The 21,733-nt window shown below is 71.5% G+C and carries 16 protein-coding genes; 15 read left to right on the forward strand and 1 reads right to left on the reverse strand.

The window, feature by feature from the left end; translation table 11 throughout:
• Positions 1-45: 45 nt before the first annotated feature.
• From ASE20_RS08355 to gatB, 15 genes are all read left to right on the forward strand, one after another.
• Positions 46-1,014, forward strand: coding sequence for an AAA family ATPase (locus ASE20_RS08355; RefSeq protein WP_056894112.1), 969 nt, complete (start codon positions 46-48; stop codon positions 1,012-1,014).
• 88 nt (positions 1,015-1,102) lie between these two features.
• Complete coding sequence (locus ASE20_RS08360; protein ID WP_157538420.1) at positions 1,103-2,308, forward strand: DUF58 domain-containing protein; 1,206 nt, start codon at positions 1,103-1,105, stop codon at positions 2,306-2,308.
• Positions 2,305-4,650, forward strand: a complete 2,346-nt coding sequence (locus ASE20_RS08365) for a DUF3488 and transglutaminase-like domain-containing protein (RefSeq protein WP_056894114.1) — start codon at positions 2,305-2,307, stop codon at positions 4,648-4,650. Before ASE20_RS08360 ends, ASE20_RS08365 begins: the two co-directional genes overlap by 4 nt.
• The gene (locus tag ASE20_RS08370) at positions 4,647-9,128 is read left to right on the forward strand and encodes an FtsK/SpoIIIE domain-containing protein (RefSeq protein ID WP_056894115.1); all 4,482 of its coding nucleotides are present in this window, start codon (positions 4,647-4,649) and stop codon (positions 9,126-9,128) included. The genes ASE20_RS08365 and ASE20_RS08370 overlap by 4 nt, the downstream gene beginning before the upstream one ends.
• Before the next feature lie 135 nt (positions 9,129-9,263).
• Complete coding sequence (locus tag ASE20_RS08375; protein ID WP_056894116.1) at positions 9,264-9,560, forward strand: WXG100 family type VII secretion target; 297 nt, start codon at positions 9,264-9,266, stop codon at positions 9,558-9,560.
• Between the two features lie 71 nt (positions 9,561-9,631).
• Positions 9,632-9,919 (forward strand): hypothetical protein, encoded by a 288-nt coding sequence (locus tag ASE20_RS08380; RefSeq protein WP_056894117.1) that lies wholly within the window; start codon positions 9,632-9,634, stop codon positions 9,917-9,919.
• Positions 9,919-11,211 (forward strand): hypothetical protein, encoded by a 1,293-nt coding sequence (locus ASE20_RS08385; protein WP_056894118.1) that lies wholly within the window; start codon positions 9,919-9,921, stop codon positions 11,209-11,211. The genes ASE20_RS08380 and ASE20_RS08385 overlap by 1 nt, the downstream gene beginning before the upstream one ends.
• On the forward strand, positions 11,205-11,777 hold the full coding sequence (locus tag ASE20_RS08390) for a hypothetical protein (protein WP_056894119.1): 573 nt from the start codon (positions 11,205-11,207) through the stop codon (positions 11,775-11,777). The genes ASE20_RS08385 and ASE20_RS08390 overlap by 7 nt, the downstream gene beginning before the upstream one ends.
• Complete coding sequence (locus ASE20_RS08395; RefSeq protein WP_056894120.1) at positions 11,774-12,400, forward strand: hypothetical protein; 627 nt, start codon at positions 11,774-11,776, stop codon at positions 12,398-12,400. The genes ASE20_RS08390 and ASE20_RS08395 overlap by 4 nt, the downstream gene beginning before the upstream one ends.
• Before the next feature lie 70 nt (positions 12,401-12,470).
• Complete coding sequence (locus tag ASE20_RS08400; protein WP_056894121.1) at positions 12,471-13,868, forward strand: hypothetical protein; 1,398 nt, start codon at positions 12,471-12,473, stop codon at positions 13,866-13,868.
• Entirely contained in the window at positions 13,865-15,340 is a 1,476-nt protein-coding gene (locus ASE20_RS08410) for a hypothetical protein (protein ID WP_157538419.1), read from the forward strand. Before ASE20_RS08400 ends, ASE20_RS08410 begins: the two co-directional genes overlap by 4 nt.
• A 143-nt stretch (positions 15,341-15,483) precedes the next feature.
• Entirely contained in the window at positions 15,484-16,851 is a 1,368-nt protein-coding gene (locus ASE20_RS08415; protein ID WP_056894124.1) for an NAD(P)H-quinone dehydrogenase, read from the forward strand.
• Positions 16,852-17,644: 793 nt separating this feature from the next.
• Positions 17,645-17,944 carry an Asp-tRNA(Asn)/Glu-tRNA(Gln) amidotransferase subunit GatC gene (gatC, locus tag ASE20_RS08425; protein ID WP_056894126.1) on the forward strand — a complete coding sequence of 100 codons (300 nt, stop codon included), beginning with the start codon at positions 17,645-17,647 and terminating at the stop codon, positions 17,942-17,944.
• The gene (gene gatA / locus ASE20_RS08430) at positions 17,941-19,467 is read left to right on the forward strand and encodes an Asp-tRNA(Asn)/Glu-tRNA(Gln) amidotransferase subunit GatA (RefSeq protein ID WP_056894127.1); all 1,527 of its coding nucleotides are present in this window, start codon (positions 17,941-17,943) and stop codon (positions 19,465-19,467) included. Before gatC ends, gatA begins: the two co-directional genes overlap by 4 nt.
• A complete protein-coding gene (gatB, locus tag ASE20_RS08435) occupies positions 19,464-20,957 on the forward strand; it encodes an Asp-tRNA(Asn)/Glu-tRNA(Gln) amidotransferase subunit GatB (RefSeq protein WP_056894128.1) in 1,494 nt (497 codons plus the stop codon). The genes gatA and gatB overlap by 4 nt, the downstream gene beginning before the upstream one ends.
• Before the next feature lie 18 nt (positions 20,958-20,975).
• On the opposite strand, the gene ASE20_RS08440 is transcribed toward gatB, so the two are convergent.
• Positions 20,976-21,551 (reverse strand): SH3 domain-containing protein, encoded by a 576-nt coding sequence (locus ASE20_RS08440; RefSeq protein ID WP_056894129.1) that lies wholly within the window; start codon positions 21,549-21,551, stop codon positions 20,976-20,978.
• Positions 21,552-21,733 lie beyond the last annotated feature (182 nt).

Raw genomic sequence — 21,733 nt, forward strand, 5'->3', positions numbered from 1 at the left:
CCGCGGCCTGTCTCACCCATCCCGACCAACCCGAGAGGATCCCCAGTGACCATCACCCACGAGCAGGCGACCTGGTTCGCCCAGACGTTCAACACCTTGGCCGACAACATCGAGAAGGCGGTGCTCGGCAAGCGGCACGTCATCAAGCTGGCGCTCACCTGCCTGCTGTCCGAGGGACACCTCCTGCTGGAGGACTACCCGGGCACCGGCAAGACGCAGCTCGCCCGAGCACTGGCCAACACCGTGCAGGGCTCCAACGCGCGCATCCAGTTCACCCCGGACCTGCTGCCCTCCGACGTCACCGGCGTGACGGTCTACGACCAGAACAAGGGCGCGTTCGAGTTCCACCCCGGCCCGATCTTCCACACGATCGTGCTCGCGGACGAGATCAACCGCGCGTCGCCGAAGACCCAGTCGGCCCTGCTCGAGGTGATGGAGGAGGGGCGGGTCACCGTCGACGGCACCACCCACTCGGTGGGGCGCCCGTTCATGGTGATCGCGACGCAGAACCCGATCGAGCAGGCCGGCACCTACCGGCTGCCCGAGGCACAGCTGGACCGCTTCCTGATGAAGACCTCGGTCGGCTATCCCGACCACGAGTCGACGGTGCGCCTGCTGCTGGAGTCTCAGGTCCGCGACCGGGCCGGGCAGGTCGAGCCGATCATCACGGCTGCGACGGTCGCCCAGATGAGCCAGCTCGCCGACGGCGTCCACGTCGACCCCGCGGTGGTCGGCTACGTGTCGCACCTCGCCGAGGAGTCGCGCCGTCACCCGCAGGTCAAGCTCGGCCTGTCCGCCCGTGGCTGCCTTGCCTTCGTCCGCGTCGCCAAGGCGTGGGCGCTGGCCGACGGTCGCGACCACCTCGTCCCCGACGACATCAAGGACCTCGCCGTACCGGTCCTCGGGCACCGCCTCCTGCTCGACCCGGAGGCGCAGTTCAACGGCGTGACGGTCGAGCAGGTCATCAGCTCGCTGCTCGAGGACATCGCGCCGCCGACCGGACGCGTCGCCTGACGTGGCCGGACGTCGCGCGCGCCGCGGGGGAGCCTCCGCGGTCTCGACAGACGCAACCCGGGCGCGAGCCCGCGGGTTGCTCGCCGCGGTGCGCCAGCGCACCGAGCGGGTACGACGGGCCGTGGCTCCCGTCACGGCCCGCGTGGCCGCCGGCGCGCGCACCTTCACGGTCGCGGGCAGGGCCGTCCTCGTCCTGACCGTGGTCACCTGGCTGCTCGGCTGGCGGCTCGGCTGGGAGGAGATGATCGTGGTGGCCGGCACGGGCGTGGTCCTGCTGGCCGTCTCGGCGCTCTTCATGATCGGGCGCACCCACATCGAGGTGCAGCTGGAGGTCGAGCCGCCGCGTGTCACCGTCGGTGACGCGGTGGCGGGATCGCTCGACGTGCGCAACCGCGCGAAGACGCCGCTGCTCCCGTTCGTCCTCGAGCTGCCGGTGGGGGAGGGCGGTGTCGCCTTCTCGTACCCGCTGATGCGGCCGGGCGCGAGCCACGAGGAGCTGTTCGTCGTCCCCACCGAGAAGCGCGGCGTCATCGACGTCGGTCCGGCGACCAGCGTGCGGGGCGATCCGGTCGGCCTGTTCCGCCGCGACATCGGGTGGTCCGAGGTCACCGAGATCTTCGTCCACCCCCAGGTCGTCCAGCTCGAGCCGCTCGGTACGGGCCTGCTTCGCGACCTGGAGGGCACCACCTCGAACAACGTCTCCATGAGCGACCTCGCGTTCCACGCGCTGCGCGAGTACAGCCCCGGTGACGACCTGCGGCACGTCCACTGGCGCTCCTCGGCACGTCACGGCAAGCTCCTGGTCCGCCAATTCCTGGACACCCGGCGCAGCCACCTCAACGTCGTCGTCGACTGCCGCCCCTCGTCGTGGCGCTCCGAGCAGGACTACGAGACGGCTGTCTCCGTCGCGGGATCGCTGCTCGTCCGCGCCCTGCTCGACGAGTACGACGCGTCCTTCGTCTCCGGGACGAACCAGGCGTCGAAGGTCGGTGGCAAGGCCGTCCTCGACGTCTGCGCCCGAGCCGAGCAGCAGGGCGACGACCTGGTCACCGCGGCCGGGCGGGCCGCGCGGCTCGCCCCGGACACCAGCCTGCTCTTCCTGGTCGCCGGCCCCCACACGGACTTCGTCCAGCTGCAGCGGGCCGCGAACCAGTTCCCGATCGACGTCACCACCGTCGCGATGCGGGTCGACGCGGAGCTCGCGCCGTCCCTGCGCACGGCGGGGGACCTGCCCCTGCTGAGCCTCGGTCGCCTGGACCAGCTGCCCGCACTGCTGCGTTGGGGAGTCGCATGAGCACCACCGTCACCGCCCGCCAGGGTACGTCGCCCGAGGCGGCGGGCCCGCGCGCCTTCGGCAACCGTCAGCACCTCGTCGACGCTGGAGCGATCCTGCTGCTCGGCCTGGTGGCGTCGTACGGGTTCCGGGACACGTTCAACGGCTGGACGTTCCTCCTGGCCGCCGGCGCGGGCTTCGTCATCGGCATCCTGCTGGCGCACCTCTCCACGCTGCTCGCGCGACCGGTCGTGGTCCTCGCCGTGCTCGTGGTCGCGGCCTTCTTCCTCCTGGGCGGGGCGGTCGCGCTCCATGCCGACGGCGTCGTCGCCTCGCTCCCGCTGCCCGACACGCTCGCCGAGCTGGCGGACCAGGCGGTGCACGGCTGGAAGGACCTGCTCACCACGCGGGCGCCGATCGACGGCGGCCCGCTGCTGACGCTGCCGTACCTGATGGGCCTGGTCGCGGGCTCCTGCGGGATGGCCCTGGCCTCCCGCACCCGCAGCGCGATCTGGCCGCTGCTCGCCCCGGTCGCCTACCTCGCCGCCGTCATCCTGCTCGGCATCCAGTGGCCGACCCGGCTGATCACCCTCGGCCTGGTGTTCGCCGTCCTCTCCGTCTCCTGGATCGCGGTCCGGGCGGGCCGGCTGAACCGCCGGGTCATCCAGGGCGGTCCGTCCTGGCGACGTCGTGGTGCCGCCGTGCTCCTGGTCGGTGCAGCGGCCTCGGCCGCCCCTATGGTCGGGCCGATGCTGCCCGGAGCCGACTCCCACGACCGGATGGTGCTGCGTGCGCACATCACGCCGCCCTTCGACGTGGGCCAGTACCCGTCTCCCCTCGCGGGCTTCCGCCGCTACACGAAGGGCTACCGGGTCCCGGGCGGCGACAAGGACGCCAAGCTCTACGACCGAGAGCTGATGCGTGTCGACGGGGACCTCCCCGAGGGCACCCGGCTGCGCTTCGCGGCGCTCGACGACTACACCGGCACGGCGTGGGGTGCCTCCAACGAAGCGCCCGACGTCACCGGTCCCGACGGCCAGTTCCAGCGCGTCGGTACGGCGATCCGCGACGAGGGCCCCGGGCGCGAGGTCACCGCCACGGTCACCCTCGCCGACGACTACGACGGTGTCTGGGTGCCGACCCCCGGTGCGGTCGACGAGCTGGAGTTCAAGGGTGCCGGGGCGGACGAGAAGACGAAGTCCTTCCGCTACAACCTCGCCACTGACACCGGTGTGCTGCCCCAGGGCCTGCACGGCGGCGACAGCTACACCTTCTCCGCGCACGTTGCTGGTGAGGAGGACCGGTTGACGGCGGACACGGTCCCGTCGGGGCAGTCGCTCTCGACCGACGCCAGTGGTGCGCCGTTCGGGCCGGTCGCGCAGCGCTGGGGCGGTGACGGCGAAGGGGTGAAACAGCTCCTGGCGATCGCGAAGCACATGGACGAGGAGGGCTACTACACCGACGGCGGCGCCGAGGGCGAGGCGTTCTACGAGGCCGGGCACTCGGTGAAGCGGCTCTCCGGCTTCACCGCGGATGCGGACGGCCAGACGGCAGGCAACGACGAGCAGTACGCCGCCACGCTCGCACTCCTCGGAACGCAGATCGGTCTCCCGGTCCGGGTGGTGATGGGGGCGATCGTGCCCGACGGCGGCGTCGTCAAGGGCAAGGACGTGCATGCCTGGGTCGAGGTCAAGGACAGCTCGGGCACCTGGCGCGAGCTCCCGTACGACGCGTTCCTCCCGCCCTACAACAGGCCGCCGGACCAGAGCCCTCCGTCCCAGCAGCAGCTCAAGTCCGGCACGATCATCCCGCCGGCCGCCCCGGTGCGGCCGCCGTCGAGCGCGGGCGACCCGCTCGCCACCGACGACAACCGCCGTGGCAACCAGGAGGGCGACGACGGCTGGCTGACGCTTCCCGCCTGGCTGGTCGCCGTCCTGACGTACGTCGGCGCGCCGCTCCTGTTGGTGGCGCTGCTGCTCGGCGCGGTCATCACCGCCAAGTCGGTCCGTCGCAAGCGTCGGCGCACCCGCGGCGCACCCGGCGCGCGACTCACGGCCGCGTGGCGCGAGGTCCTCGACCAGGCCCGCGACGTCGGGCACCTGGTGCACGGGCGACGTACCCGTCGCGAGCAGGCAGCCCAGATCGGGCTGCCGACCGCGGCCGCCCTGGCCCGGTCCGCCGACCGCCACGTCTTCGGTGCCGTCGAGCCGACCGACGACGACGCGGCGTCGTACTGGACCGAGGTCGACGCGATCCGCGTCGAGCTCGCCTCCGGGTTGACCCGCTGGCAGCGGCTGCGTGCCGCGGTCAGTCCGACCTCCTTCCGACCGTTGCCGACGCCCGAGCCCGAGGTGGGTGCGTGAAGCTCAAGCTGATCTACGACCGCGCAGGTGAGCGGCCGTCCGACATCGTCGTGACGACCGACGCGGCTGCCACGGTGGGCGACGTCGCGCTGGCGATCGCGGGTGCCGACCCGGTCCGCCCGTCCTTCGTCGGCGCCGACCTGACACTGAGCGTCGCGCCGGGCGGCAGGCACGACTTCACCACGCTCGACCCGGAGCGGCCCATCGGCGATGCTCCCGTGGCCTCGGGGTTCGCGGTCCGACTGGTCAGCGTGGCCTCCTCGCCGGTCGGTGCCCGCTCCGACGCCGTCCTCGTGGTGAAGGTGACGGCCGGACCTGACAAGGGCAAGGAGTTCCCGCTCGGAGCGGGGTCGTTCCTCATCGGTCGTGACGGCACCTGCGACGTGGTCCTCGGCGACCGCCTCGTGTCGAAGCGGCACGCCCGCCTGGACATCGGCTCGGTCATCGAGCTGGTCGACCAGAACTCGGCCAACGGTCTGCTGGTCGACGGCGGCCTCGTCCCGCGCCTGACGGTGCAGGCCGGGCAGACGGTGACCCTCGGCGACACGGTGCTCTCGTTCGTGCGGACCGAGCGGTTCGCGGCCGCGGACCTGGGCGGCCGGATCCAGGGCGGCTCGGTGCCGTTCAACCGCTCGCCGAAGGTGGAAGCGCGCTTCCCCGGACGCGAGTTCGCCCGGCCGGAGGTGCCGAAGGAGCTGGACCACCAGCCGTTCCCGTGGTTGATGATGATCGCCCCCGTGGTCATGGGCGTGGCCATGTACGCCGTGACCAAGCGTCCGGTGACGCTGCTGTTCATCGCGATGACGCCGATGATGATGATCGCCAACTACATGATGGGACGGCAGTCCAACAAGCGGAAGCTCCAGCAGGCGGTGGATCGCTTCGAAGGACAGCTCGCCGCGCTCGACGAGGCCCTCGACGCCGACCGGCCGCGGGAGCAGAAGGTCCGCAATGCGGAGGCGCCCAGCGTTGCTGAGATCCTCGCCGCGGGGGCGGGACGCGGCCCCCTGCTGTTCACGCGTCGCCGTGAGCACTGGAACTTCCTGCACCTGCGCCTGGGCGTGGGCGCGGTGGAGTCCCGCAACACGGTTGCGCCGGCGGGCAGGATCGATGACGGACTGGTCGAGTTCACCGAACGCCTCGACGAGGTGACGCGTCGCCATCACCTCGTGTCGGACGTGCCGGTCAACGAGGATCCGCTCCTGGCGGGTGCCGTGGGGATCGTCGGCGGTCATGCACTCGGCGCTGCGGCGGCCCGCGCGATGCTCGTCCAGCTCACGGGCCTGCACTCGCCGGCCGAGCTGGTCGTCACGGCGATGGCCGGGCCCCAGACCGCGACCGAGTTCGAGTGGCTCAAGTGGTTGCCGCACACCTCGTCGCCCCACAGCCCGCTCTCCGCGTCCCCGCTTGCGGACTCGGCCGCGACCGTCAGCCGCCTGCTCTCGGAGCTCGAGGGCCTGGTCGCCGGGAGGAGCAGGTCCACCGAGCTCTCCGAGGCCGACCTTCGCCCGCCACTCCCGGCGGGTCTCGCAGCCACCCAGGGTGGTGCCCACGTGGGGGAGGACGGGGCAGAGCAGTCGAAGCCCGCGTTGCCGGTCGTGGTCGTCCTCGTGTCCGCCGACGCCCCGATGGACCAGGGCCGCGTCGTCCAGCTCGCAGAGCGGGCAGCTGCAGCAGGCATTGTCGTGCTCTGGCTCGCGCCGGAGGTCGCGGCATTGCCCGCCGTGTGTCGAACCCACCTCGACGTGACCGGGGGGCTCGGTTCCGCAGCCGTCCGGTTCGTGCGACACGGCCAGGACGTCGTCGACGTGGTGACGGACGGTGTGTCCCGTGAGGAAGCCCTCCAATTCGCGCTCTCACTGTCGGCACTCGTCGACGCGGGAGCCGTGGTGGCCGACTCGAGCGACCTGCCGCGCACCGTCAATCTCCTGACGTTGATCGGGCCGGAGATGGCCGAGGCCAGCCACGCCGTGGTCGACCGGTGGCGCCAGAACGACTCGATCCACGACCGCTCGGGTGCGCCACCCGTGCCGAGCCGCCGCACCCGGACGCTGCGGGCGCTGGTCGGCCAGGCGGGTGTCGACGCGATGCACCTGGATCTCCGGATGCAGGGCCCGCACGCCCTGGTCGGTGGTACGACGGGAGCCGGGAAGTCGGAGTTCCTGCAGGCATGGGTGCTCGGCATGGCCGCGGAGCACAGTCCGGACCGGCTCACCTTCCTGTTCGTCGACTACAAGGGTGGCGCCGCCTTCGCGGACTGCGTCAAGCTGCCGCACTGCGTCGGACTGGTCACCGACCTGAGCCCCCATCTGGTACGACGCGCGCTGACCAGCCTGCGGGCCGAGCTGCGTCACCGCGAGCACCTGCTCAACCGCAAGAAGGCCAAGGACCTGATCGACCTGGAGAAGAGGGGGGACGTCGAGTGCCCGCCGGCACTGGTGCTCGTCATCGACGAGTTCGCGGCCCTGGTCAGCGACGTGCCGGACTTCGTCGACGGCGTCGTCGACATCGCCCAGCGTGGACGGTCGCTCGGCATCCACCTGATCATGGCCACGCAGCGTCCTGCTGGCGTGATCAAGGACAACCTGCGCGCCAACACCAACCTCCGCGTCGCGTTGCGCATGGCGGACGAGTCCGACAGCTCGGACGTGGTCGGCACCGTCGAAGCGGCGGGCTTCGACCCCTCGATCCCGGGCCGCGGTCTCGCCAAGACCGGTCCTGGCCGCCTGGTGCCCTTCCAGTCGGCGTACGCCGGCGGCTGGACCAGGTCCGAGCCGGACCAGCACGAGGTCCTGGTCCACGAGCTCAGGTTCGGCGCCGAGGTGGAGTGGCGCGCGCCGGACGAGCAGGTCGAGGAGCCGGCCGACCCCGGTCCGACCGACCAGGCACGTCTCGTCGCCCAGATCGCCGCCGCCGCACAGGCAGCCGGCGTGCCGGAGCCGCGGCGGCCGTGGCTCAATGAGCTCGGACGGATCTGCGATCTGGTGCGCCTCGGTCCGCGCAACGATCGGCAACTGGTGCTCGGCGAGGTCGATCGGCCCGAGGAGCAGCGCCAGGACACGGCGTACTTCTATCCCGACAGCGACGGCAACCTTGCCATCTACGGCACGGGAGGCAGCGGCAAGTCGGTCGTGCTGCGTACGCTCGCGGCCGCCGCCGGCGTCACGCCGCGCGGTGGTCCGGTCAACGTCTACGCTCTCGACTTCGCCGCCGGAGGACTGCGGATGCTGGAGGCGTTGCCCCACGTCGGCGCGGTGATCTCGGGTGACGACCACGAACGGGTCGGCAGGCTGTTGCGCCAGCTGAAGGCCGAGCTCGACGAGCGTGCCCGGCGCTATCCGGCGGTCAACGCCGGGACCGTCGCCGAGTACCGTGTCGCGGCCCAACGGCCCGACGAGCCCCGGATCCTGCTGCTGGTCGACGGGTTCCCGGCCTTCCGCGAGGCCTATGAGGCGGGTGGGTCGACGCGTGCGCCGCTGTACGCGATCTTCAACCAGCTCCTGAGCGAGGGCCGGCAGCTCGGCGTCCACGTGGTCTTCACCGCCGACCGCCCCGGCAGCGTTCCGGGCTCGGTCTCGTCCAGCGTGCCGCGCAAGGTCGTCCTCCGGCTGGCGGACGAGACGGCGTACACGATCCTCGAGGTGCCGCCCGACGTCCTCTCGCCCGCATCGCCGCCCGGACGCGCCGTGATCGACGGCTACGAGGGGCAGATCGCGATCCTCGGTGGGTCAGGGAACGTGGCCGACCAGTCTGCCGCCGTGACCGCGTTGGCCACCGCCATCCGAGGAACCGGCCGTCCGGACGTGCCCCCGGTCGCCTCACTTCCGACGGAGTACTCGGCTGCGGATCTGCCGCCGACCGTCGGTGCGCTGCCGGTCCTCGGCATCGAGGACGAGGGGCTCACGCTGATCGGCTTCGATCCCGTCGGCACCTTCCTGCTCGGCGGCGGACCAGGCAGCGGGCGGTCCAACGCGCTGGCGGTGATGGTCGGCTCCTTGCGCCGGGCGCGCCCGGACATGCGGCTCCACTACCTCGGGAACCGGAGGTCGGCGTTGGTCGGCTCACAGCCGTGGAGTGCATCTGCGGCCACGCTCGACGAGGTGGTCGATCTCGCCAAGCAGCTGTCGGGCGAGCTCGCCGCGAGCGATGACCCGCCGTCGGCCGTGGTCATCGAGGGCCTGGCGGACTTCCAGTCGACACCTGCGGATGCCGCGATCGTGGAGCTCGTGAAGACGATCCGCCGCAGCGGCCACTTCGTGCTGGCGGAGTCCGAGACCAGTACGTGGGGCAGCTCGTGGCCGATCTTCGGAGAGATCAAGGCGGGACGCCGAGGCCTCCTCCTGCAGCCCGATGCCATCGAGGGCGACACCATCCTTCGAACCTCGTTCCCACGGGTGTCCCGCTCCGAGTTCCCCGTCGGTCGGGGCTTCCTGGTGCAGGGCGGAAGGGCGGTGAGGGTTCAGCTGCCGATCGCCTGACGTCACGACGGGGGCATGGGGAGTTCTCTCCATTCCCACCCGATCGCACCGGCCCTAACGTTCTCGTCACCGGGCTCGGGCCGCCCCAAGAACCCCTTCCCGCGAAGGTCGCGGAAACCTGAAAGGACCATCTCCATGAGCAACATCAACGTCACCTACGACGACATCCGCAACGTCGCCGCGCACCTCCGCCAGGGCCGCGACGACATGACGAACAAGCTCAACGAGCTGGGTGCGATGGTCGACAACCTGGTCTCGTCCGGGTTCGTGACCGACCAGGCCTCGGGCGCCTACAACGACCAGTTCGACCAGTTCCAGGCCGGCACCAAGACCGCGATCGACGCGCTCGAGGGGCTCTCGTCCTTCCTCGACCAGGCCGCGCAGGCTCTGCAGGACACCGACACCGGTCTGGCCAACTCGATCAAGGCCTGAACCTCCGCCCGACGTCCGACACGCGGGTGGCCGCCGTCCGCGGTGGCCACCCGAGCCCGAGAGGAGGGGTCATGGCTGACCTGCAGATCAACCTCGATCACCTGGACCAGCTGTTCAAGGACCTGTTGCACACCAGCATCGCCTTCGGCGAGATCGAGCAGGTGAGCAAGCGGACCGCCGCAGCAGTCGGTCACCCTGCGCTCCAGCACAAGGTGGAGGACTTTTCCGGGAAGTGGGACGACCGGCGCAAGACGATCATCGAGTCCCTCGACGCGCTCTGGGGGGCGGCGAGCCACATCGGCAAGACGTTCACCAAGGTCGACGGCCTGATCGCCGCTGAGCTGCCAGGAGACAAGTGATGACCTCGTTCACCCCCCTTCCCGGCGACCCGCACGCGGTCGCGACCGAGGGGCACCAGATGACCTCGGCCGCCGCACGCATGCTCGCCGCGGCCAAGACGCTGAACCGGATCGCCGACACCAGCGACTTCCAGAGCGACGCCATCGACGGCCTCCGGAAGAACGCCGGCGAGATGGCGGACGTCATGGTGGATGCCTGGTACCGCTACCAGTTCGCGGGTAAGGCCCTCACCGAGTACGCCCCGAAGCTCGAGGCCGCGCAGAAGCAGGCCGACCGTGCGATCGCCCAGCACGGCTCGACCGACGTCTGGAGCGCCCGAGGCCACGTCGCACGTCTCGAGGCGGAGAAGTTCAATCCGTTGCTCGGGGCGGACGAGCGTGCGGAGCTCGACGCGCAGATCAGCCGCGCCCACTCCGACCTCAGCCACCAGGAGTCGGTCGCCGGGCAGGCCGAGGCGTTGTACAACGACGCCGTGGCAGACCGCGACCGTGCCGCCGTCGCCGCGATGAACCAGATCGAGTCCGCCAACAAGGTCAGCGGGCTCAACGACTCGTTCTGGGACAACTTCAAGGGCTTCCGCGAGAAGTACCTCGACGCCATCGTCGAGGCGGTGATCGACGTGCTGGACGCGGTGGCGGACGTGCTGCTGCTGATCGCCCCGTTCACCGGTCCGCTGATGCCGTACGTCTTCGCGGCCGGCGCGATACTGAAGGCCGCGACCCTGGTCTGGATGACCTTCCAGGTCCTGACTGGACAGAAGACGATCGGCCAGTTCCTCGAGCGGTACATCAAGGTGGTCGGCGGCTTGGTCCTGACCGCCGCGAAGCTCCTCGACCCGAAGTCGAAGTTCGGTGTGGCGAAGGACGTCTTCGGGCTCGTCGTCAAGCATGGCGAGCCGATCCTGGAGAATCACGGCGGGCCGAAGCTGACGCTCGACTACTACGAGTACTTCCTGGACCGCGACGCCTATGTCGAGAAGTACGGCGCGGACGGCGTCGCGGCCCAGTCCGCCTTCACCGGGGGGATGACCATCCTCGACCCGGCGGGCGGCGCGCTGGACATGGGTGCGGGTATGGCTGGCGCCTACTTCGACAACGAGATCCTCGATCCGTCGACCGTCTGGACCACCGACGACCTGGCCACCCACGACGTCTCGGGCCCGGTCGGCACGGACTACAGCAACGTGGACCCCGAGTCGATCGTGGGCAATGCCTTCGGACACCCGGCGAGCGGGTCGCCGCACGCCAGCCGCCACGTGGTCGCCGCCGGCTCCGGCGGTGGCGGATGGTGACGACCGGCTTCACGCTCGACTGGACGCCACCGCCCGGGTGGTGGGCGAGCCGCGCCGGCGATGTCGAGAGCGGAGCTTGGCGGAGCACCCTCCCCGAGGGGGGCGAGCTCTTCGAGCGCGACCAGGCACGGTTCGCCGCCTTCGTCGCTGCGCACGAGCACGACCGCCAGGCCTGGTTGGCGGTCGTCGGCAGCGTTGAGGGAGCGCCCCGCATCACGGCAGCCGGCTGGCTCGACGTACGGATGCCTGCGGATCTGTCGGAGCTCGAACGACGCCTCCAGGCATCGGTGACCTCGTTGCCCGACGGCATCCTGACGCGTCAGGTCAATCGGGTGGAGGTGGACGGTCGTGCGGCGCTCACCTGCCTCGATCTGCTGGGCCGCAGCACCGACAACCTGGGCGCCGTGATCCATGAGCGCGCGTTCGTCGCCATCGCGCAGCCGCAGGTCGATGCGTTGCTCCTCCTCGACGTCAGCACTACGGACCTCCTCGGTTTCGACGACCTGCTCGGGTCGGTCACCGCGGTCGCCGCAGGCGTCCAGTTCATTCCGAAGGAGCGGCAGTGACCGACGCACAACTCGCGCCCCGGCTGGGCTTCGTGCTGCCCGGTGACTGGTGGCACGTCGACCTCACCAGCGAGCAGACGGCGCAAGCGGATGCCCGTGCCCTGTCGCGGGCGCTCGGGGGCCGATCCGACGAGCGTGCCCAGGTCCGGCACCAGCTCGAGGGGTACGTCCTCCAAGCGGGACGCAAGGCGCGAGAGGCGAAGGCCAGCGACTTCTACTTCGCACTGGAGATGCTGCCCGGCGTACCGATCCCGGCGTCCCTCGCCGTCTACTGGCCGGAGGTCCCGTTCGGTCTGTCGATCGAGGCCGGTGCCCAGGTAGCGGCCCACTCGCTGGCGTCGACGATCCAGCGCAAGGACCCGGTGGCCGAGATCGAGACGTGGGGCGACGCCGGTGACGCCGTCATCCGCGTCGCGAAGAAGCTGGCCGGCCCGATCGCGCGGAGCGCAGGCATCGCTGCCGACGCGGAGCTCTCGGTGACCTACTGGCTCATCAGGAAGGGCACCAGCGGCCCGGCACTCCTGCAGTTCACCACGCAGCTGGTGGACGAGGCCGAGCACATGATCACGCTGTTCGACGCCATCGTCGGCACGGTCGCCTGGACCGAGCCCGACCCGAGCTGACGCTCCCGACGACCGCACTCCAGCACGAACCTGCTCCCCGGCATGCCCTGAAGAACCCAGGAGACGCTCCATGAACTTCCCCGTACCCCTCCGCGTACCCCTCCGCCCGTCATGCCTGCGACTCCTCGCGGGCGTCCTCGTGATCCTGCTCAGCGGACTGCTGGTGACGGGCCCGCCTGCACGGGCCGAGAGCGTGACAGGCGGCTATGCCTTCGGTACGACGGCGACCTGTGCGACGGCCCAAGGCGTCCTGGTCGGCGTCCGCTCGCCGGCCGTCTCGGTCCGGATGCGGTCGGCCTGGGCCCGTGCCTACAAGGCCCAGCGCGTCAGGGTCACCGCGCGCCTGCAGGGCCGCACGCCCGCGGGTTGGGCGAACGTGACCACCTCGGGCGCGGTCCGGACGAGGGCCGTCCTGGTGCCACGCAGCTACGTGACCCGGTCGTACCGCCTCGGCGCGCTGCCGGCGCTCACCGTGCCACCGCTGTTCCGTGACGACTACCGGGCGGTCATGAGGCTGCAGTGGTACTCCCCGCGGACGGGAAGGGTCGAGGGCGCGGTGACCAAGGTCGTCGGCCGCTACCTGACCGGTGCTGTCACCTCCACGACCTGCCGGGCGGCGTCCGGGCCGTCGGGGATCGGCCAGCTCTCCGCCGTCGGAACGGCGGCGTCCGGCCAGGTGAAGGTGACCTTCACGGTCGGGTCCGCGCCGATGGCCCAGCAGGTGCAGTGCCGGCCGTCGTGCGGGAACCTCGCCTCCACGGATGCGTCGGCCGAGGGTCATTCTGGCCGTACCTACACCCTCGGTGGGCTCAGTGACGGTCAGCCCTCCGTGGTCGACCTCCGGTCCTGCCTGGCCGCCCACCCCACGATCTGCAGTACGTGGACCAGCGACGCGGCCACGCCGTACGGAGCGATCCCCACGCCGACGCTGTCCCTGAACGCGTCGGGGCAGTGCATCCAGTGGGCGGCGTCGGGCGGGGTCGCCGGCAAGCAGGTGACCGTCGTGGTCCGCCTGGACGGCGCACAGATCGAGTCGTCCACCGCGAGTGCGGCGTTCGCGCGCTCCGGCGTGCAGTGCGTGGGCTACAGCCAGACGAGGACGATCAGCGTCTCGGTGTACGACTCGTCCGTGACGTCCGAACAGCCCGTGCCTCGGAGCGCCGCCTCGGCGAGCACGTCGGCGACGACGCCTGCTGCGCCGGCCAAGGTCACCGTCGGCAAGACCGGCAACGCCCAGGGCATGCCGGGCTGCTTCAGCGCTTCGTGCGCCTACCTGCAGGTGACACTGGAGAACTTCAGCGGCCCGGTGACGTGCAGTGCGCACCAGAACAATCCGAACGAGACCGACTGGACCAACACCTACAACCTCGGCAACGGGGTCAGCAAGCCGGGTTGGTACTACGGGTGGCCCGGCTCGCAGGTCTGGGTGGTCTGCGGCGGCGTCGAGTCGAACCACTTCACGTGGTGAGCCGATTCGCCGCAGCAGCGGCCGCGACCCTCGTGCTGGCCCTCGCGGGCGCCTGCAGTGACGGCAACGACAACAGCGAGCCGTCGTCGGCGCCGACCGCCGGCTCGACCTCGACGAGCGCCACCGACGAGCCGACGCCGACCGCCGGCTCTGTGTCCGACCCGCCTGCGACCCCCGATCCGGCCGGTCCGGTCACGGAGCCGGTTGTCCCGCCGCCCCCGGTGGTCGCTCCGACGCCGACGACCTCGGGTACTGCGCCGTCACCGACGGCCACGACGACTGTAGGTCGCCGACCGGGAGCGGTCCGCGGGCTGCGGGTGCTCCGCCAGCTGGACGGCCGGGTCCTCCTGGCGTGGCAGGCGCCGCGAGGTGGCACTCCGGCGACCGGCTACCGCCTCGCCTGGCCCGGCGGTGGCCGCACCCTCCCGGCGACCTCGACCGCCACGTGGGCAAGCGGGCTGGACAACGGCGTGCCGACCAGCCTCGCCGTGTGGGCGCTCAACGAGCACGGAGCCGGTCCGAGGCGCAACGTGGTCGCCGAGGCCGCCGGGCGTCCCGACGTACCGCTGCTGGACGAGCCGATCGTGGCGGACGCTGCCGGCGGCACGGTCAAGCACGTCACGGTGGCGTGGGTTGCCGTGGCGCCGAACGGGCCCGGCCCGGTCGAGTACTTCGTCGAGGCTGCAGGAGGACGCACGATCTGCGGCGGCTCGGGCTGGACGACGGGCACGTCGTGCTCCGACACCCTCCCGAACGACGGCAGCACCACGTCGTACACCGTGCGAGCCCGCAACGCCGAGGCCACCAGCGGTCGGTCCGCGCCCACCCCGTTCACGTCGGCCGCATCGGCGCCGCGCACCGTCGAGGCCGCGGCGCCGCCGGAGGGTGTCAGCATGCTCCGGGCGGTGGCCACGGGAGTCGGCGGACAGGCACGGGTGACCTTCGACGTGGGACCGTCCCACGGGCGCGAGAACGTGATCCACTGCATGCCCTCCTGCGGCAACCTCGCCTCCGTCCAGGTCAGCACGACGGGCGCCTCCGACGTCAGCTTCCTGATCGGCGGACTCGTCGACGGGAACGTCTCGACCATCATGGTCTGGACCTGCAACGGCAGCAGCGGGAGCGCGCAGACAGGGGCGTCCTGCAGCGCGTCGACGACGGACCCGGCCACCACCTTCGGGCCCCTCGGTACGCCGACCGTCGACGCGCACGTCCAGGGCGCCTGCTTCGAGTGGCGGGTTCGCGGCGATGCCAACGGCAAGCCGGCGATGCTCGTGATCCTCGCGCAGGGCTTCACCCAGAGCTGGACGATCACCGGGTCGGCGACACGGATGGGCAGCTACTGCCCGGGCTTCGGCCAGACCCGCACCTTCACGGTCCGGATCGAGGACTCGAGCGCGACGGCGGAGCAACCCCTGGACAGGGGCAGTCGTCAGGCCAGCACGACGGCATTGACCACAACGGCGCCGTAGCGCCGTCCCCATGGGGATCTCTCCCCATTCCGTCCCCGCGGAGCGGCCACCATGCTCGTCCCAGACGGGCGGCGTGGATCTGTGGGGGACATGCGCCGCCCGTCGCTGGCGTCCGGGTCCGGACCCACTGCAAGAATGACGCCATGACCCGAGTGGTGATCGTCGGCGGCGGACCCGGTGGCTACGAGTCGGCGCTGGTCGCCGCCCAGCTGGGTGCCGAGGTGGTCGTCGTCGACTCCGACGGGATCGGTGGCTCCGCAGTGCTGACCGACTGCGTGCCGAGCAAGACCCTGATCGCCACGGCCGAGGTGATGACCGACCTGACCGAGGCCGGAGAGCTGGGCATCGTGGTCGAGCGTCCGCGGGTGGACCTCGCGAAGGTCAACCAGCGGGTCAAGGCGCTCGCGCTCGCACAGTCCTCCGACATCGAGCTGCGCCTGGCGCGCGAGGGTGTCACGGTCGTCCACGGAAGGGGCCGGCTCGACGGTCCGTCGCGGGTGATCGCCACGGCCGACGACGGCACCGAGTCGTCGTACGACGCCGACGCGATCCTCGTCGCCACCGGCGCCGCGCCGCGCACCCTCCCCAGCGCCCAGCCCGACGGAGAGCGGATCCTCACGTGGGAGCAGGTCTACGACCTCGACGTCGTCCCCGAGCACATGATCGTCGTCGGCTCGGGCGTCACGGGCGCGGAGTTCGCGAGCGCCTACCAGGCCCTCGGCATCCCGGTCACGCTCGTCTCCTCGCGCGAGCGGGTGCTGCCGGGTGAGGACCAGGACGCCGCGCAGGTGCTCGAGGACGTCGCCACACGGCGCGGCATGACGGTGCTCGGCCAGTCCCGGATGCAGTCGGTCGCGCGCGACGGCGACGTCGTCACGGTCACCCTGGCCGACGGCCGCGAGGTCACCGGGTCGCACTGCATCCTCGCGCTCGGATCGGTCCCGAACACGGCGGACCTCGGGCTCGAGGAGGCCGGCGTCCACCTCGACGACGGTGGGTTCATCGAGGTCGACAAGGTCTCGCGCACCTCTGCCCGGGGCGTGTACGCCGCCGGCGACTGCACGGGCGTCTTCATGCTCGCCTCGGTCGCTGCCATGCAGGGCCGGATCGCGATGTGGCACTTCCTGGGCGACGCGGTGCAGCCGCTGGACCTGCGCGACGTGTGCTCCAACGTCTTCACCTCGCCCGAGATCGCGACGGTCGGCGTGACCCAGAAGCAGGTCGACGCGGGGGAGGTGTTCGCGGAGGTCGTGCTGCAGCCGCTGGCCACCAACGCGCGCGCCAAGATGCAGGGCATCACCGACGGCTTCGTGAAGCTGTTCATCAGTCCCGGCTCGGGCCGCCTGCTCGGCGGCGTGGTCGTCGGACCGCGCGCCTCCGAGCTGATCCACCCGGTGACGCTGGCGGTCACGGAGCGGCTGACGGCCGACGAGTTCGCCAACACCTTCACGGTCTACCCGTCGATCAGCGGCTCCATCGCGGAGGCGGCTCGCCGCCTCCACCAGACCTGAGTGCCTTTGGCGCTCGCTTCGCTCGCGCATGTCGCGCCGCCTGCCGACGCCGTTTCTTCCTCCTCCGCTCGCTCGTTCCTCGCTCGCTCCTCCGTCCAGAAACGGCGGGCGGCGCGACGGAACTACGCCGCCTGCCGTGACGTGGTTTCTCGCCGATCCGTCAGNGACGCCAGCCAGGCGTCGACCGCCTCGGCGCCCACCAGCCGGACCACCGGCAGCGTGGGCCGGGTGACCGCGAGCGCCTCGACCCAGGCGAGGTCGACCTCGGGCACCTCGGACCGCATCCGGCGCACGGTACGACGCACCAGGCTGCGCAGCGTGCCCGGCTCCTCGGTGAGGACGACGACGACCAGGTCGGCCCGGGGGAGCAGGGCCGCGCGGGCGTCGTACCGGTCCGCGGTGGTGACCCAGCCCTCGAACTCCGCGAGCCGGACCAGGTCCTCGCCGGCCAGGCCGTCGAGCGGGACGAGCGGCAGGTCGAGCGTCGCGGCGAGGCGCTCGAGGGCGCCGGTCAGCAGGGGACCGGGGGTTCCCGCGACGAGGGCGCGCTGCGGGATCCGCGGCGGCGTGGGGACGGGGGCGTGCACCCGCCGGATTCTAGGGACCCCCTCGAACCAAGGAGCGCGGTGCCCGCCGGACGCACATCAGGGCGGCACCCGGGCACGCACCTCGCCGCGTTGGCGACGCTCGGAAGACAACCCGGTCTGACTTCGCGCCGCCGCCTTGCGATGCACGCACCCGAGCACCGCCCTGCCGTACGCCCGACGGGCACCGCCCTCCTAGGATGACCCCCATGGCTCAGATCTCCCGCGACGAGGTGGCCCACCTGGCCGACCTCGCCCGGATCGACCTCGATGACGCCGAGCTGGACCACCTTGCTCCCCAGCTCAACGTGATCCTCGAGGCGGTCGCTTCCATCAGCGGTGTGGCCGGCGACGACGTACCGCCGACCTCGCACCCGATCCCGCTCACCAACGTCTTCCGCGAGGACGTCGTGGTGCCGGGCCTGACCGCCGAGCAGGCGCTCTCCGGGGCGCCCGAGGCCGAGGAGCAGCGCTTCCGGGTGCCGCGGATCCTGGGGGACGAGCAGTGAGCGAGCTGATCACGAAGACCGCCGCCGAGCTGGCCGAGGCGCTGGCCGCGGGCGAGACCACGTCGGTCGAGCTGACCCAGGTCCACCTGGACCGGATCGCCGCGGTCGACGGCGACGCCGAGGCCGGCATCCACGCCTTCCTCCACGTCGACCCCGAGGGCGCCCTGGCGCAGGCCGCCGAGTCCGACGCCCGCCGAGCCGCGGGGGAGACCCGCCACCTGCTCGACGGCGTGCCGATCGCGGTCAAGGACGTGCTGGCCACGCAGGGGCTGCCGACGACGTGCGGCTCGAAGATCCTCGAGGGCTGGGTGCCGCCCTACGACGCCACCGTGGTCCGCCGCATCAAGGCCGCCGGGCTGCCCATCCTCGGCAAGACCAACATGGACGAGTTCGCCATGGGCTCCTCGACGGAGCACTCGGCCTACGGCCCGACCCGCAACCCGTGGGACCAGACCCGGATCCCGGGCGGCTCCGGCGGCGGCTCGGCCGCGGCCGTGGCGGCCTTCGAGGCGCCCCTGGCCCTCGGCACCGACACCGGCGGCTCGATCCGCCAGCCCGGCGCCGTCACCGGCACGGTCGGCGTGAAGCCGACCTACGGCGGCGTCTCGCGCTACGGCCTGGTCGCCCTCGCCAACAGCCTCGACCAGGTCGGCCCGGTCACTCGGACCGTCCTCGACTCGGCGCTGCTGCACGAGCTGATCGGCGGCCACGACCCGCTCGACTCGACGTCGGTCGACGCGCCCGTCGGCTCCTTCGTCGAGGCCGCCCGCCAGGGCGCGACCGGCGATCTCGCCGGCCTCCGTGTCGGCGTGATCAAGGAGCTGGCCGGCGACGGCTGGCAGGCCGGCGTCATGCAGCGCTTCGCCGAGACCGTCGACCTGCTCAAGGAGCTGGGTGCGGAGGTCACCGAGATCTCGTGCCCGAGCTTCGTGCACGCGATGGCGGCCTACTACCTCATCCTGCCGGCCGAGTGCTCCTCCAACCTCGCCAAGTTCGACGCCATGCGCTACGGCCTGCGCGTCGTCCCCGAGGGCGACCCGAGCGCCGAGGCGGTCATGAAGGCCACCCGCGACGCGGGCTTCGGCGACGAGGTCAAGCGCCGCATCATGATCGGCACCTACGCCCTGTCGAGCGGCTACTACGACGCCTACTACGGCCAGGCCCAGAAGGTGCGCACGCTGATCTCGCGCGACTTCGCGGCCGCGTTCGAGAACGTCGACGTGCTGGTCTCCCCGACCTCGCCGACGACCGCCTTCGCGCTGGGCGACAAGCTCGACGACCCGCTGGCGATGTACCTCCAGGACCTGGCCACGATCCCGGCCAACCTGGCGGGCGTCCCCGGCATCTCGGTCCCCGCGGGCCTCGCCGACGAGGACGGCCTCCCGGTCGGCTTCCAGGTGCTGGCGCCGGCCCTGGCCGACGAGCGCCTCTACCGTGTCGGGGCGGCCGTCGAGGCCGCGCTGACCACCCGCTGGGGTGGCCCGATCCTTGCCAAGGCTCCGAACCTGGAGGGTGGACGATGAGCGACACGCTGGTCCCGTTCGACGAGGTCGTGGCGGCGTACGACCCCGCTCTCGGCCTCGAGATCCACGTCGAGCTGAACACCAACACCAAGATGTTCTGCGGCTGCCCGGCGACGTTCGGCGGCGAGCCCAACACGCAGGTCTGCCCGACCTGCCTGGGCCTGCCCGGCGCGATGCCGGTGGTCAACGGCAAGGCCGTGGAGTCGGCCATCCGGATCGGGCTCGCGCTCAACTGCGAGATCGCCGAGTGGTGCCGCTTCGCCCGGAAGAACTACTTCTACCCGGACATGCCGAAGAACTTCCAGACCTCGCAGTACGACGAGCCGATCGCCTTCGAGGGCTACCTCGACGTGGATGTGGAGGGCGAGACCTTCCGGGTCGAGATCGAGCGCGCCCACATGGAGGAGGACACCGGCAAGTCGTCCCACGTCGGCGGCACCGACGGCCGGATCCACGGCGCCGACTACTCGCTGGTCGACTACAACCGCGCCGGCATCCCCCTGATCGAGATCGTGACCAAGCCGATCCTCGGCGCGGGGGAGAAGGCGCCGCTCGTCGCGAAGGCCTACGTCTCGGCGATCCGCGACCTGATCGTCGCCCTCGGCGTCTCCGACGCCCGGATGGACCAGGGCTCGATCCGCGCCGACGTGAACCTCTCGCTGGCGCCGAAGGGTTCGGGCGTGCTCGGCACCCGCTCGGAGACCAAGAACGTCAACTCGCTGCGCTCGGTCGAGCGCGCGGTGCGCTACGAGATGTCGCGTCACGCGGGCATCCTGTCCGCCGGTGGCTCGGTGCTGCAGGAGACCCGGCACTTCCACGAGAACGACGGCAGCACGTCCTCGGGCCGCGAGAAGTCCGACGCCGAGGACTACCGCTACTTCCCCGAGCCCGACCTCGTGCCCGTCGCGCCCAGTCGCGAGTGGGTCGAGGAGCTGCGCGCGACGCTGCCGGAGAACCCGGCCACCAGGCGGGCGCGCCTCCAGGAGGAGTACGGCTTCTCCGACCTCGAGATGCGCGACGTGTGGGCGTCCGGTGCGTTGCCGCTGATCGAGGCGACCGTGGCCGCGGGCACCTCTCCGCAGTCCGCCCGCAAGTGGTGGGTCGCCGACCTGCTGCGCCGCGCCAACGACGCCGGCGTCGAGCTGGCCGAGGTCGGCGTCACGCCGGCCCAGGTCGCCGAGGTGCAGGCGCTGGTCGACGCGAAGACGATCAACGACAAGCTCGCCCGCCAGGTCTTCGACGGCCTGATCGCCGGCGAGGGCAGCGCCGCCGACGTCATCGAGAAGCGCGGCCTCGCGCTCGTCTCGGACGACGGCCCGCTGATCGCCGCGATCGACGACGCGCTCGCCGCCCAGCCCGACATCGCCGAGAAGATCCGCGGGGGCAACCACGCCGCGGCCGGCGCCGTGATCGGTGCGGTCATGAAGGCGACCCGCGGCCAGGCCGACGCCGCCCGCGTGCGCGAGCTGATCCTCGAGAAGCTGGCCTGACCGCGTGCCTCCGGCTCGTCAGCCGACGAGCCGGAGGTTGGTCACCGAGACCCAGCCCCGGTTGCCGCTGGGCGTCTCGACCGCCACCCAGTTGCGGTTGCCGTTGACGGCCTGACCCCGGGCGGTGCGCCACCGCGTCCCCACCTCGGTGCCGGCCGCGAACGAGCCGACCTTCGTGTCGAGCGTGCTCGGGCCCTGGCGGACGTTGGTGCCCACCCGGACCTCGTAGGCCCAGTCGCCCGCGGTGCAGGCGACCGGCGCGGCGCCGACGTTGGCGACGTACCGGGCCGAGACCCAGGCGTCGCGCCCGTGGACCTTGTACCAACGCTGGTTGCCGCCCACGGCCGTGCCGTTGAGCTGGCAGTCGAGGATCAGCACGGCGCCGCGACGGAACGCGGTGCTGGTGGTGCTGACGTGCGTGCTGGGCGCGACGCGCTGCGCCAGCCCGGTGGCCGAGACCACGCGCCCGGTGTACGTCGGGGCGGCGGCCTGGGTCGTCGCTGCCGGGGCGGCACTCGCCGCCGGGCCGGTCACGGTCGCTGCGGTGAGGGCCACGGCAGCGAGGGCGGCCAGGGTGTGAGGGAGTCGCTTCATGGGTCTTCCTTTCCGAGAGGAGTGCTTGCCATGGGGAGATGCACGGGCGGCCGGGAAAGTTGTCAGCCGTTGTCGAGGAGGTTGCGCAGCCCCCCGGTGGTTGAGCCTGCTCGGTGGTCGAGGTGCGAGCGCAGCGAGCCTCGAAACCTCTGGCCGTGGTGCTGGAACTTCCCCGAGGGGCT

It is taken from the genome of Nocardioides sp. Root240, from assembly GCF_001428825.1.
GTDB lineage: Bacteria > Actinomycetota > Actinomycetes > Propionibacteriales > Nocardioidaceae > Nocardioides.

What these genes read in the sequence shown, in the direction of transcription:
- ASE20_RS08365 (WP_056894114.1), top strand. Translation starts at nt 2,305, where the DNA reads ATGAGCACCACCGTCACCGCCCGCCAGGGTACGTCGCCCGAGGCGGCG.
- ASE20_RS08375 (WP_056894116.1), top strand. Translation starts at nt 9,264, where the DNA reads ATGAGCAACATCAACGTCACCTACGACGACATCCGCAACGTCGCCGCG.
- ASE20_RS08380 (WP_056894117.1), top strand. Translation starts at nt 9,632, where the DNA reads ATGGCTGACCTGCAGATCAACCTCGATCACCTGGACCAGCTGTTCAAG.
- ASE20_RS08385 (WP_056894118.1), top strand. Translation starts at nt 9,919, where the DNA reads ATGACCTCGTTCACCCCCCTTCCCGGCGACCCGCACGCGGTCGCGACC.
- ASE20_RS08390 (WP_056894119.1), top strand. Translation starts at nt 11,205, where the DNA reads ATGGTGACGACCGGCTTCACGCTCGACTGGACGCCACCGCCCGGGTGG.
- ASE20_RS08400 (WP_056894121.1), top strand. Translation starts at nt 12,471, where the DNA reads ATGAACTTCCCCGTACCCCTCCGCGTACCCCTCCGCCCGTCATGCCTG.
- ASE20_RS08415 (WP_056894124.1), top strand. Translation starts at nt 15,484, where the DNA reads ATGACCCGAGTGGTGATCGTCGGCGGCGGACCCGGTGGCTACGAGTCG.
- gatC (WP_056894126.1), top strand. Translation starts at nt 17,645, where the DNA reads ATGGCTCAGATCTCCCGCGACGAGGTGGCCCACCTGGCCGACCTCGCC.
- gatB (WP_056894128.1), top strand. Translation starts at nt 19,464, where the DNA reads ATGAGCGACACGCTGGTCCCGTTCGACGAGGTCGTGGCGGCGTACGAC.
- ASE20_RS08440 (WP_056894129.1), bottom strand. Translation starts at nt 21,551, where the DNA reads ATGAAGCGACTCCCTCACACCCTGGCCGCCCTCGCTGCCGTGGCCCTC.